12 protein-coding genes are annotated in these 12,017 nt (G+C 54.5%); all 12 read left to right on the top strand.

Annotated elements, in window-relative coordinates; translation table 11 throughout:
- Nucleotides 1-92 precede the first annotated feature (92 nt).
- Nucleotides 93-1,046: an acetyl-CoA carboxylase carboxyltransferase subunit alpha gene (locus tag QGM61_RS05455; RefSeq protein ID WP_237134013.1), complete on the top strand. Its 954-nt coding sequence runs from the start codon at nt 93-95 to the stop codon at nt 1,044-1,046.
- A gap of 46 nt (nt 1,047-1,092) precedes the next feature.
- A complete protein-coding gene (gene tilS / locus QGM61_RS05450) occupies nt 1,093-2,433 on the top strand; it encodes a tRNA lysidine(34) synthetase TilS (protein ID WP_281132243.1) in 1,341 nt (446 codons plus the stop codon).
- Nucleotides 2,434-2,532: 99 nt separating this feature from the next.
- The gene (locus QGM61_RS05445) at nt 2,533-4,164 is read left to right on the top strand and encodes a CTP synthase (protein WP_237134015.1); all 1,632 of its coding nucleotides are present in this window, start codon (nt 2,533-2,535) and stop codon (nt 4,162-4,164) included.
- Nucleotides 4,161-5,021, top strand: a complete 861-nt coding sequence (gene kdsA, locus QGM61_RS05440) for a 3-deoxy-8-phosphooctulonate synthase (protein WP_281132242.1) — start codon at nt 4,161-4,163, stop codon at nt 5,019-5,021. Before QGM61_RS05445 ends, kdsA begins: the two co-directional genes overlap by 4 nt.
- Before the next feature lie 44 nt (nt 5,022-5,065).
- Nucleotides 5,066-6,361 (top strand): phosphopyruvate hydratase, encoded by a 1,296-nt coding sequence (gene eno / locus QGM61_RS05435; RefSeq protein WP_237134017.1) that lies wholly within the window; start codon nt 5,066-5,068, stop codon nt 6,359-6,361.
- 10 nt (nt 6,362-6,371) lie between these two features.
- On the top strand, nt 6,372-6,641 hold the full coding sequence (ftsB, locus tag QGM61_RS05430; RefSeq protein WP_237134018.1) for a cell division protein FtsB: 270 nt from the start codon (nt 6,372-6,374) through the stop codon (nt 6,639-6,641).
- Between the two features lie 3 nt (nt 6,642-6,644).
- Nucleotides 6,645-7,409 carry a 2-C-methyl-D-erythritol 4-phosphate cytidylyltransferase gene (gene ispD / locus QGM61_RS05425; RefSeq protein WP_281132241.1) on the top strand — a complete coding sequence of 255 codons (765 nt, stop codon included), beginning with the start codon at nt 6,645-6,647 and terminating at the stop codon, nt 7,407-7,409.
- Nucleotides 7,410-7,430: 21 nt separating this feature from the next.
- Nucleotides 7,431-7,913 (top strand): 2-C-methyl-D-erythritol 2,4-cyclodiphosphate synthase, encoded by a 483-nt coding sequence (ispF, locus tag QGM61_RS05420; RefSeq protein WP_317622159.1) that lies wholly within the window; start codon nt 7,431-7,433, stop codon nt 7,911-7,913.
- Nucleotides 7,906-9,039 (top strand): tRNA pseudouridine(13) synthase TruD, encoded by a 1,134-nt coding sequence (truD, locus tag QGM61_RS05415; protein WP_281132239.1) that lies wholly within the window; start codon nt 7,906-7,908, stop codon nt 9,037-9,039. Before ispF ends, truD begins: the two co-directional genes overlap by 8 nt.
- A gap of 59 nt (nt 9,040-9,098) precedes the next feature.
- Nucleotides 9,099-9,755: a protein-L-isoaspartate(D-aspartate) O-methyltransferase gene (locus QGM61_RS05410; RefSeq protein WP_317622158.1), complete on the top strand. Its 657-nt coding sequence runs from the start codon at nt 9,099-9,101 to the stop codon at nt 9,753-9,755.
- Nucleotides 9,756-10,622 carry a DUF368 domain-containing protein gene (locus QGM61_RS05405; protein WP_237134023.1) on the top strand — a complete coding sequence of 289 codons (867 nt, stop codon included), beginning with the start codon at nt 9,756-9,758 and terminating at the stop codon, nt 10,620-10,622.
- A gap of 102 nt (nt 10,623-10,724) precedes the next feature.
- Nucleotides 10,725-11,855, top strand: coding sequence for a peptidoglycan DD-metalloendopeptidase family protein (locus tag QGM61_RS05400; RefSeq protein WP_281132237.1), 1,131 nt, complete (start codon nt 10,725-10,727; stop codon nt 11,853-11,855).
- Nucleotides 11,856-12,017 lie beyond the last annotated feature (162 nt).

Below are 12,017 nucleotides of genomic sequence, written 5' to 3'. Positions count from 1 at the left end.
TATGGGTCTGAATGACAGGACGGGACAGGGTGGCGTGATATTTGTTATCATCCGATCCTATAATGTCTTACAAAGGCTGATTTAACGCGACTATGAATCCCAATTATCTAGATTTTGAGCAACCGATTGCCGATCTTGAAGTCAAGATCAATGAACTGCGCCTTGTCAGTGATGACAATGAGTTGAATATCGGTGAAGAAATTCAGAAGCTGCAGGAAAAAAGCACCAAGCTGACAGAGAAAATCTACGCAAACCTGACGCCCTGGCAGATTTCCCAGGTTGCTCGTCACCCTCTGCGCCCTTATACACTGGACTACATCCAGCATATATTCACTGACTTTGATGAGCTGCATGGTGATCGGCTGTTTGCTGATGACCAGGCATTAGTGGGCGGTGTGGCGCGACTGGATGGCAAGCCTGTCATGGTTATTGGGCACCAGAAAGGCCGCGGGACCAAGGAGAAGGTGCGGCACAATTTTGGTATGCCGCGCCCCGAGGGCTACCGCAAGGCGCGACGATTGATAGAAATGGCAGAGCGTTTCAGGCTGCCGGTGCTCAGCTTTATCGATACGCCCGGGGCTTATCCCGGTATTGATGCTGAGGAGCGCGGCATTAATGAGGCGATTGCTGAAAACATGGCGATGATGTCGCGTGTCAGAACGCCGTTGATTGCCACCGTCACTGGTGAAGCGAATTCCGGGGGTGCGATCGCTATTGGCATCGCTGACCACCTGAATATGCTGCAGTACTCAACCTACACCGTCATTACCCCGGAAGGCTGCGCCACGATTCTCTGGAAGTCAGCTGAACACGCACCTGATGCCGCTGAGGCAATGGGTGTGACATCCAAACGACTTGAGGAACTGGGCATCGTCGACAGCACAATTCCGGAACCGCTGGGTGGTGCTCACCGGGACATAAAAACCATGGCTGAGAACATCAAGGCATCATTGGTGGATCAGGTTGAACGTCTGCAGAACATGGAGATAGACAACCTCATCGAGCGCCGCTATCGACGTCTGATGAGTTACGGAATCACTCGCTGAGCCCCGGCTCTGATTGCTGTTTTTGCGGTCCGCAGGAGCGCGTCACGTGAATTTGCAGCAAAGACTTCTCGACTCTATCGATGAATTACAGCGCCAGTTGCCGCGTAAGCGGCAGCTGGTGCTTGCTTTTAGTGGTGGACGGGACTCTACCGTATTGCTGCATCTGCTCTGGCAGTTGGGGGCTCAACTGCCTCTAGGGCTGCGTGCCGTCCATGCTAACCATGGACTGTCGCCCAATGCTGACGACTGGCAGCGGCATTGCGAAACGCAGTGCAGGGATCGGGCGATACCATTGCAGGTCTGCAGACTGGAACTGGGCCCCGATGATACCGGCAGTATTGAGATGCGTGCGCGTCAGGCCCGGTATCAGGCCTTTTCGGAGATTCTGGGCAGTGATGAGGTTCTTTTAACGGCGCATCATCTGGACGACCAGGCAGAAACCGTTCTTTTGCAATTGATGCGAGGCAGTGGTCCGCGAGGTCTGGCGGGTATACCCAGGTGTCGTGAATTGGGTGACGGGCATATCTGGCGACCACTGCTGGACCTGGGCGCAGAGCAGCTGGCCGAATTTGCCAGCGACCAGTCACTCAACTGGGTGACCGACGAGAGCAACCAGGATCTGGATATCCGGCGCAATCACTTGCGTCTGGAAGTAGCGCCGAAACTCGCGGAGAAGTGGCCAGCCTGGCGGCAGCGGCTTGGTGCCGCAGCAGAGGTTCAGCGCGAAGCTGATGAGTTGCTGCAGGAACTGGCTGAAACCTTGCTGGAAGAGGTTCGTGGTCCGGACCCGAATTTACTGAGACTGGAATCCTTGTTGAGCCTGTCGTCGCACCGGCAACGGCTGGTTCTGCGTCAGTGGTTATGGTCGCAGACAGGCGACTGGCCGTCCCGGGCATTGCTGCTGACATTGCAGGCAGAGTTGCTGCTGGTGGCCGAAGACGCGCAGCCTGTGGTGCGCTGGCAGGGCTTTGAATTGCGTCGTTACGACGGGCTTTTGTACCTGATCAGACAGAGCCTTGTACCATCTGCGCTACCCGCAGCTGGTCAGTCCTGGCCAACTGAGCAGGACAGTGTGCAACTGCCTGGTAATGGTGTGCTGATAAAGGTGCCCGTTTTGCGGGGTGGTCTGTACTGGCCGGCTCAGGCATCAGTGCAGATTACTTACCGACAGGGAGGTGAGCAGGCCAAATTGCCGGGCAGGCCACGCAAGTCGTTAAAAAAGGTGCTGAATGAGGCACGTATCCAGCCATGGCTGCGTGACCGGACACCGCTACTGTGGATAGACGGGCAGCTTGCATGGGTTGCTGGCGTAGGCCCCTGCGAGGGCTTTCAGGCCGACAACAGTGGTGCAGGGTTTCTCCCGCAATGGATTGGTGGCACGTCATAAGCCAATCGGAACAATTGTAATGAAGCAGAGAATTCGTTTGTCGATGGGGGGCGGTTCTGGTAATCTGTAGCCCCATCAATGATTAAGGATGGGGCGTTAATGACGCGATATATTTTCATTACCGGCGGGGTGGTTTCCTCGCTCGGCAAAGGCATCACCTCGGCATCTCTTGGCGCGATTCTCGAAGCGCGCGGACTCAAAGTGACCATGCTCAAACTCGATCCCTATATCAATGTGGATCCGGGGACCATGAGCCCTTTCCAGCATGGCGAAGTATTTGTAACCGAAGATGGCGCGGAGACCGACCTCGATCTCGGACATTACGAACGCTTCATTCGTACGACCATGTCTGCGCGCAACAACTTCACCACAGGTCGCGTTTACGAAGAAGTCATTCGACGTGAGCGCCGCGGAGATTATCTGGGTGCCACGATTCAGGTTATTCCGCATATAACCGATGAGATCAAACGGCGGGTCGTTGAAGGTGCAGCAGGTGCCGACATCGCTCTGGTAGAGATTGGTGGCACCGTCGGTGACATCGAATCGCAGCCATTTCTGGAAGCCGTACGACAGATGCGCGTCGAACTCGGTTCCCAGCATGCATTGTTCATGCATTTGACGCTGGTACCCTATATTGCGACGGCCGGTGAAACCAAAACCAAACCGACACAACACTCTGTAAAAGAGTTGCGCTCGATAGGTATTCAGCCCGATGTTCTGATCTGTCGCTCTGAACAGGAAATCGCAGAGTCGGCGCGCCGCAAGATTGCGCTGTTCACCAACGTTGATCTGCCTGCGGTGGTTTCCCTGCCGGATACCGATACCATTTACCGTGTTCCTTCTCTGCTCAGAAACGCTGAACTTGATGACATCATTGTTGGCAAGTTCGGGCTGGATTGCCCGCCGGCAGATCTGCGTGAGTGGGATCGTGTTGTGGACGCCAAGCTGAACCCGGACCAGGAAGTGACCATTGCCATCGTCGGCAAGTACATGGAATTACTGGACGCCTACAAGTCCCTGATCGAAGCGATCAGTCACGCAGGCATACAGACCCGCACCAAGGTCAACATTCGTTATATTGATTCCAGTGACATCAAAGTCCACGGCACAGGGATGCTGGAAGGCGCACATGCGATCCTGGTACCCGGCGGGTTTGGCCTGCGCGGTGTAGAAGGGAAAATTGCTACGGTACAGTACGCACGCGAGAACAAGATTCCCTATCTGGGGATCTGTCTGGGCATGCAGGTGGCCGTGATCGAGTATGCCCGCAACAAGGCGGGTCTGACTGATGCGCACAGCACCGAGTTCAAGACCGATTGTAAAGACCCGGTGGTTGCACTGATCAGTGAGTGGACAACAGCAGAAGGTGACGTTGAAAAACGTGATGAGAATTCTGATCTTGGTGGCACCATGCGACTGGGTGGCCAGCAGTGTCGCCTGCAGGAAACCTCGACGGCATATGGCTGTTACAACAAGGATGTCATTGTTGAGCGTCACCGTCACCGTTATGAATTCAACAACAACTATGCTGACGTACTGCAGCAGAATGGCCTGATTATCGCAGGTCGCTCCATGGATGGTGAACTGGTTGAGGTTATTGAGGTCCCAGATCACCCGTGGTTCGTTGCCTGCCAGTTCCATCCCGAGTTCACCTCTACACCTAGAGATGGTCACCCATTGTTTACTGGCTTCATAAAAGCCGCCCTGGTCCATCAGGCGAGCCAGCAATGACAGCAGAGACCAGCAATATTCATCTCAGGCTCAGCGACAGTATTGTGTTCGGCAATGATCTGCCGTTTGTACTCGTTGGTGGTATGAACGTGCTGGAGTCGCATGCTTTAGCGATGGAAGTGGCAGAGCAGTATGTTGATGTCTGCTCGCGCCTCAATATTCCCTATGTGTTCAAGGCATCCTTTGACAAGGCGAATCGCTCATCAATTCATTCCTATCGAGGTCCTGGTCTGGAGAACGGCTTGAAAATTCTTCAGGACATCAAGACCCGATTCAAGGTACCAGTTCTCACTGATGTGCATGAGCCTGGTCAGGCCGCCCCTGTGGCCATGGTTGCGGATATCATTCAATTGCCAGCGTTTCTCTCACGGCAGACAGACCTGGTAATGGCAATGGCGCGTACCGATGCTGTCATCAATATCAAGAAAGCTCAGTTTCTGGCACCTCAGGAGATGCGCCACATTCTGACGAAGTTTGAAGAAGCGGGTAATCGTAAATTGATGTTGTGTGAAAGGGGCTCCAGTTTCGGATACAACAACCTCGTCGTCGATATGCTGGGTTTCTCGGTAATGAAGAAATTTCGCTATCCGGTCATGTTCGACGTTACCCATTCGCTGCAGCGCCCAGGTGGACTCAGCGCCAGCGCGGATGGTCGTCGTGCTGATGTTACACAACTGGCGCGTGCTGGCTTGAGCCAGGGTCTGTCCGCTCTGTTTCTGGAGGCGCACCCGGATCCGGACAAGGCATTATGTGACGGCCCCTGTGCACTGCCGCTCGACAAGCTGGAACCCTTCCTGCGTCAGATGAAGGCAGTGGATGACCTGGTCAAACAGTTCCCGGAAATTGATACAAACTAACGGAAATACCGAATACCTTACCTATAGAATGGACAGGAAATAATATGGCAATTATTAAAGACATCTGCGCACGTGAAGTGCTGGATTCACGTGGCAACCCTACAGTGGAAGCCGATGTAACACTGGACAATGGCATTGTCGGTACAGCCTGCGCGCCATCAGGTGCCTCAACCGGTTCACGTGAGGCACTGGAACTGCGTGACAAGGATGCTGGTCGATACCTTGGCAAGGGCGTGCTAAAGGCGGTAGGAAACGTCAACAAGCAGATTCGGGATGCGCTGCTGGGACACGATGCCCAGGATCAGGCTGCCATCGACAAGATCATGATCGACCTGGACGGCACGCCGAACAAAGCCAATCTAGGTGCCAATGCCATTCTTGCGGTCTCGCTGGCTGCTGCCAAAGCGGCCGCACAAGCCAACAAAATGCCGCTTTACGCCTGGATCGCACAACTCAATGGCTCAAGCGACAGCATGAGTCTGCCGGTGCCAATGATGAATATCATCAACGGTGGCGAGCACGCAGACAATAACGTGGACATCCAGGAGTTCATGGTTCAGCCTGTTGGTGCACCAAGTTTTGCTGAGGCACTGCGTTATGGTGCCGAGATTTTTCACAGCCTCAAGTCGGTGCTGAAGTCTCAGGGGCTTAATACAGCCGTGGGCGACGAGGGCGGTTTTGCGCCAAACCTGCCATCCAATGCAGCGGCACTGGATGCCATCATGCAGGCGGTGGAAAAGACCGGTCTGAAGATGGGTTCTGATATCCGACTGGCACTGGACTGCGCCTCATCCGAGTTCTATCGTGACGGTAAATACGTCCTGAAAGGCGAGAATGCCAGTTTTGATGCGACCGGATTTGCCGACTATCTTGCCAAACTTGCCAGGGACTACAACATTCTGTCGATTGAAGACGGTATGGACGAAAGTGACTGGGACGGCTGGGCCGTGCTGACCCGCAAGGTTGGGGACAAGGTACAACTGGTCGGTGACGACCTGTTTGTAACCAACACCGAAATTCTGTCACGTGGTATTGAGCAGGGTATTGCCAACTCAATCCTGATCAAGTTCAATCAGATCGGCAGTCTGACTGAAACACTGGCAGCGATTCGGATGGCCCGCAAGGCCGGCTATACTGCCGTGATTTCCCACCGTTCAGGTGAAACAGAAGACACCACCATTGCGGACCTGGCAGTAGCCACAGGCGCAGGGCAGATCAAGACTGGTTCTCTGTGTCGCTCCGACCGTGTGGCGAAGTACAACCAGTTGCTGCGCATTGAACAGCAACTCGGTAGCAAGGCGATTTATCGGGGTATTCAGGAGTTCGATCACGTAAATTGATGAGGTCGATATGAAGGTCATCGTTTCCGGCCTGGTTGTGGTATTGCTGCTGCTTCAGTGGCGATTATGGATAGGAGAAGGCGGGGTGCGCGATTTGCGCCTGCTGGAGGAACAGCTTGCTGCCCAGCAGGCTGAGAACTCGGCTCTTCGTCAACGCAACCAGCTGCTGGAACGTGAAGTTCTTGACCTTAAAAATGGCCTGGATGCAATCGAAGAGCGTGCCCGGAGTGATCTGGGCATGGTCGGTGAAGACGAAACTTTTTACATGTTGATTGAATAAACCATGTCGATCCATGCCCTGGTAGCAGCGGCAGGCCTGGGAAGTCGGATGGGGGCGCAGATCCCCAAACAATATCTCCTCCTCCAGGGTAAAACCGTTCTTGAACACAGTCTCTTGCGCATGGCTTCGACCGAAGGCCTGTCGAGCCTGCAGCTGGTGCTGTCATCAGACGATGCTACGGGGCGCAGCATAGCCTATTCCCTCGCATCGAGAATTAAAACCCCTATTCATATCAGCCAGGGTGGCAGCGAGCGCTGGCAAAGCGTTCTGTCAGGTCTGTGCGATATCGCGGCGCGTTCCAGTGGGGATGACTGGGTGCTGGTCCATGACGCTGCACGGCCTTGCGTCCGGACAACGGATGTCAATCGTCTGATTGAAGCCTGCCTGACAGATCACGCGCCAGGCGGACTGCTGGCAACGGTCGTCTCTGACACATTGAAGAAAGCTCAGGATACTGTCGGAGGCGCCGGAGAGAAGATTGCCTGTGTTGCCAATACGGTCGATCGGCGTGAAATGTGGGCAGCATGTACACCACAATTGTTTCGGGTAGCGGATTTGATAGCGGCACTGCAGCAGAGTGAGTCCCGCGGTGAGCTTATCACTGATGAATCATCTGCCATGGAGCTTGCAGGCCTTAAGCCGGTTCTTGTTCCCTGCAGTAAAGACAATATCAAAATTACCTACCCCGAAGACCTGGCGTTGGCCGAGCTGATTCTGCAGGCGCAGGCCATTACAGCTGGTCAAAAGACAGTCAAAGGCAGGAATTGATGAATGTCGGTATTTAGCAATATACGAGTCGGTCACGGCTACGATGCACACAGGTTTGCCGAACCACATGACGGAAGACCCTTAATGATTGGTGGCGTACAGGTGCCGCATGACAGGGGCCTGCTGGCACACTCTGATGGTGACGTACTGTTGCACGCTGTCTGTGATGCCATTCTTGGCGCTATTGGCAAAGGTGATATTGGTCGACATTTTCCGGACAATGATGAGTCGTTCCGCAACGCCGATAGTCGACGGCTGCTATCATCTGTTTTCCAGATGGCGCGCGAGGATGGCTGGCAACTGGTCAACCTCGACTCTACAATTCTTGCGCAGACGCCCAGAATGGCCGCGTCCATACCCCGCATGTGTGAGGTCATTGCCGGGCTGCTGGAATTGCCTGTCAGTGCGGTCAATGTCAAGGCCTCAACTACTGAGGGTATGGGGTTTGTAGGTCGCCGAGAGGGTATCGAGGCATACGCAGTGGTTTTGCTTGCCCGTGACTGATCTTCACAACGAACAGGCCGAGGGCGTTGTTACTGAGGCGGAACAGGCAGATCTCATTGCATTGATGGCGCGGTTGCCTCATGCGCTGGGCGCAACAGAGGTAACAGGTGTCTTTAAAAAGACACCAGGCGATTTTGTTGTCGATGAAGTGCTTGGATTCAATTGCACCGGGCAGGGCGAACATGTCTGGGTGCAGGTACAAAAAACGATGCTGACAACCCTTGATGTTGCCCAGCGCATAACCGAAGTTACCGGTGTGCCGTTAAAGCGAATCAGCTACTCCGGGCTAAAAGACAAACAAGGAGTGTGCAGCCAGTGGTTCAGCATTCACGATAAATCCTTGTCCGAGTCGAGTATTCAAGAACTGGACAGCGATAACCTGAAAATTCTTGCTGTCAGCCGCAATAGCCGCAAACTGCGCCGCGGTAGTCATGGGGCGAATCATTTTCGGCTGCGACTGACAGGCCTCCGGTCAAAATGCGGAACAGATTCTTCGCCCGAGTTGTTATTGTCCAGCCGCCTGCAAAGCATTGCCAGTCAGGGTGTTCCCAACTATTTTGGTGAACAGCGTTTTGGTTTCGACAATATAGAAAATGCATTTGCCTATCTTGATACTTTGGCAAAGCGTTCTGAAGAAAATCGGGTTCCCCGGGCTTCACGAACACAACGCAGCATGTGGCTTTCCGCTGCAAGATCCTCTCTGTTCAACGCGGTATTGGCCGCGCGCGTCCAGCAGGGCAACTGGGATTCGCTGCTCGATGGTGATGTGATGAATCTCGACGGGACCGGCAGCGTTTTCCTGGCTGATAGCGAAGATCCGGCCTTGCCTGAACGACTGTCTCGCATGGATATCCATCCCACCGGACCACTGTGGGGAAAGGGAGCATTGCGCAGCCTGGGTGGAACCAGGGCTCTGGAGCAGGCATGCTGTCTGCGCTGGCCGACACTGTGCCATGGTCTCGAGAGAGCAGGCCTGGAACAGCAAAGGCGTAGCTTGCGCTTGCCGGTCAAGCGTTTACACTATCGCTTTTTTGACAGCGACCAGCTGGAGCTGAGTTTTGAACTTCCCGCGGGTTGTTTTGCCACAGCGGTGCTGCACGAACTGCTCGACTATAGTCAGGCGTAAAGAACCAACAACATTTTTGCAGGTAAGCAGTGAATACCATAAATCTCGCCGGCATTGGCATGACATCACAACGTACCAGGGAACGCATGATTGCGTCTCTGCTGGATCGCGGTATCAAGAACTGGGCGGTACTGGATGTCATGCGAACGACGCCGCGACATATATTTCTGGATGAAGCACTGGCTCACCGGGCCTACGAAGATACTGCACTGCCAATTGGTTACAACCAGACCATATCGCAACCTTACGTAGTGGCCAGAATGACCGAAGCCGTATTGGCTGGCCGCGCCAGTGATGGCAGTAAATTGCCGCGTGTACTGGAGGTCGGAACAGGCTGTGGGTATCAGACAGCCATCCTTGCGCAACTGGCAGATCGTGTCTGGACAGTCGAGAGAATTCAGCCGCTGCTGGATAAAGCCAGAAAAAATCTTGGCTTGCTGAAGATCAGGAATGTACGCAGCAAGCATGATGATGGCAGCCTGGGCTGGCCTGAGCATGGCCCCTTTGATGCTATCGTAGCTGCCGCTGCCCCTCAGCATGTACCTACCGAGCTGCTTGAGCAACTGGCTGACGGTGGACGACTGGTGATACCAGTAGGGCGTGAAAAAGGCAGCCAGGAGCTGCGTCTGATTCAGCGACAGGGTGATGAGTTCCACACTCAGGTGCTGGAAACCGTTAATTTCGTCCCGCTTTATATTGGACAGGTTCAGTACTGAATGTCTTTCCCCAGAGAAACCAGTGCCAGGGCCAGATTGTCGGTATTTCTGAAAGGAATGGCGATGGGAGTTGCCGACGCTGTACCGGGCGTGTCGGGTGGCACCATCGCGGTAATCACCGGGATCTATGAGCAGCTGGTAAACGCCCTGCGTCGCTGCAATCCGGTGGCGCTCAGCCTGCTCTGGAAGCAGGGGCCGCGAGCACTTTGGACTCACATCGATGGTGCGTTTCTGTTGTCGCTGGGACTGGGCATTCTTGGCAGTCTGCTGTTGATGGCAAATCTGGTGCTTTATCTGCTGGAACATCACTTTATGTTGGTGATGGCTTTTTTCATGGGACTGGTCCTGGCCTCATCCTGGCTGCTGAACAAGCAGGTGGGTATGTGGTCGATGATAAAAGTCCTGTTGTTCTGTCTGGGTTTCGCAGTGACAGGGCTGACGGCGCTGCTTAATCCAGCAGCGGGCAGCGATTCGCTGGTATATATTTTTTTCAGTGGTCTGATTGCCATCTGTGCCATGATACTGCCGGGCATCTCGGGTGCCTTTATTCTGCTGTTGCTGGGCGTTTATGAGTATGTGCTGGATGCACTGCGTGACTTCAACCTGCCGGTAATCGCTGTTTTTGCTGCCGGCTGTGCAATTGGACTATTGTCCTTCTCGCACGTGCTGTCTTTGACTTTCTACTATTATCGCGAACAGACTTATGCAGTACTGACGGGTATGCTGGCAGCTTCGCTGATCGTTTTGTGGCCTGGCAATGAGCTTGTTGCGAGCGCTGGCGTAAGCGGGCAGCTGCTTGCTGTGGCCCTGTCAGGGCTTGGCGCGGCTGTCATTGTGCTGTTTGCCCGCTACACTCAACGCGCATAAACAATAACTCGCGCGCTTAATAAAATACCGTCAAAATACACACAGTGCCGTAAACAGACGGCTTCAACAGCTTCCATCGCAGTGAGTCTGCAGGAGAGTGGTATGTCGTACATCGGAGTTGCCCAGGGGGCGCGCCAGCGTGGCTGGTTGCAGTGGAGCCTGGCGGGAGCACTTTCATTCCTGGTGGCATGCAGCAGCAGCTATGAAGCGCCTGTCGATGACAGAAGTAACAACCTTGAGCGTCAGCGCGCGGAAATCCTCAGCAGCGGCCAGAGTGGCAGCGGCGTTGCACGGAATCCCGCAACGGCTTCGCCAGCCCCGCAGAGCGCCAGCACCAGTCAGGGGCAGGTGGGCTCGGCTGCCACTGTGGTTCGCCCGGTTGCCATTGGCGGTGGTGTAAGGAGGGTTTCAAGCGATACTTCGACGGCGGGCAGTTCATCTTCTCAGAGCCCTTCAGCCCCATCGCCGGCGCCACTGTCCTCATCGAATGTGCAGAGTTCCACGCCGGTTCAGCAGCAGTCAGTTAGCTCAGCTGCCGACCGAGTGGCAGCTGCAAATCAGAGCCCGACTCCTGGCGCAGTGCATGTTGTAGCGCGTGGCGACACTCTTTACTCTATAGCCTGGACCCATAATCTCGATGTCAGAACCGTTGCCCTGGTAAATAACCTTAATCCGCCCTATACCATTTTTCCTGGTCAGCGGCTGATCGTCAGTGACCAGGCAATAGCCAGCTCTGCTTTGTCGAACATGCCAGACATTCCAGCATCACCTGCTGGTGAGAATATTGCCAGCTCGGAAGGTCAGCGCCCCAGCGAATCTGTTGCGGCCAGGCGCACCGGAAGCATCAACACCAGAACTCTGGATGGGGTTCAATGGCAATGGCCTGCAGATGGTCGTCTGTTAAGTACCTTCTCTGACACCCAGGCGCGCCGTGGTATCAACATCGCTGGTGCCCGGGGTAATCCAGTATACGCCGCTGCTGATGGTGATGTTGTGTATGCCGGGCAGGGTATCCAGGGTGCCGGTAATCTGGTCATCCTGCGTCACAGTGCGCGTCACCTGAGCGCCTATATGTACAACAGTCGCGTTCTGGTGGGTGAGGGCGACAGTGTGCGTGGTGGCGATAAAATAGCAGAGATTGGCACTGGCCCGGATGGACGCGATCTGCTGCATTTCGAGGTTCGTGTCGATGGTAAACCCAGTGACCCCACCGGTTTTCTGCCTTCGCGATAGAAGAAGCAGCGTATTCGTTGTTTTGTGAGATTGCGCACAATTTAAACCGGCTGATCCAGTATTGTGTCGATCCGGTCTTGCGCCGATCCTCCCATGTGATAGCTTAACGATCGTTCGTTTGACAATCGATCGTTTAAGAATGCGGTCTTGTAAAGATGCTAT

This window comes from Pseudohongiella sp. SYSU M77423, from assembly GCF_029911965.1.
Taxonomy (GTDB): Bacteria; Pseudomonadota; Gammaproteobacteria; order Pseudomonadales; family Pseudohongiellaceae; genus Pseudohongiella.
Note: the sequence above shows the minus strand (reverse complement) of the source record. Positions and strands in the feature narration are given on the sequence as shown.

Excerpts from the sequence above, each read along its gene's own strand:
- eno (WP_237134017.1), top strand. The coding sequence starts at position 5,066 with ATGGCAATTATTAAAGACATCTGCGCACGTGAAGTGCTGGATTCACGT.
- ispD (WP_281132241.1), top strand. The coding sequence starts at position 6,645 with ATGTCGATCCATGCCCTGGTAGCAGCGGCAGGCCTGGGAAGTCGGATG.
- QGM61_RS05455 (WP_237134013.1), top strand. The coding sequence starts at position 93 with ATGAATCCCAATTATCTAGATTTTGAGCAACCGATTGCCGATCTTGAA.
- QGM61_RS05445 (WP_237134015.1), top strand. The coding sequence starts at position 2,533 with ATGACGCGATATATTTTCATTACCGGCGGGGTGGTTTCCTCGCTCGGC.
- QGM61_RS05405 (WP_237134023.1), top strand. The coding sequence starts at position 9,756 with ATGTCTTTCCCCAGAGAAACCAGTGCCAGGGCCAGATTGTCGGTATTT.
- QGM61_RS05400 (WP_281132237.1), top strand. The coding sequence starts at position 10,725 with ATGTCGTACATCGGAGTTGCCCAGGGGGCGCGCCAGCGTGGCTGGTTG.
- QGM61_RS05410 (WP_317622158.1), top strand. The coding sequence starts at position 9,099 with ATGACATCACAACGTACCAGGGAACGCATGATTGCGTCTCTGCTGGAT.
- ftsB (WP_237134018.1), top strand. The coding sequence starts at position 6,372 with ATGAAGGTCATCGTTTCCGGCCTGGTTGTGGTATTGCTGCTGCTTCAG.
- kdsA (WP_281132242.1), top strand. The coding sequence starts at position 4,161 with ATGACAGCAGAGACCAGCAATATTCATCTCAGGCTCAGCGACAGTATT.